General features: G+C 40.4%; 1 pseudogene. It reads left to right on the top strand.

The window, feature by feature from the left end:
* Positions 1-255 (top strand): annotated as a pseudogene (locus ACYQ2O_RS13375) (IS4 family transposase); the annotation flags it as partial.

Below are 255 nucleotides of genomic sequence, written 5' to 3'. Positions count from 1 at the left end.
ATAGCCTACGGCATTTGGATCAACAGTTGGTCAACCCAAACTTAAAAAAAGTGATTGATATTGAGTCCATTAGCTATTCTCAATTATCCCGTGCCCTGCGAAAGATGGAACCCTCTGTATTGATGGATATTTTCACGCAATTACTTTCACTGGTTCATGAAAAAACAGTGGTGCAATCAAACGAAAGAGTGTTTCTAATTGATTCGTCCACTTTTTCACTGAATAAAACACGGTATCCCTGGGGCACGTTTCGCC

The organism is Alkalibacterium sp. m-11 (assembly GCF_054658155.1).
Note: the sequence above shows the minus strand (reverse complement) of the source record. Positions and strands in the feature narration are given on the sequence as shown.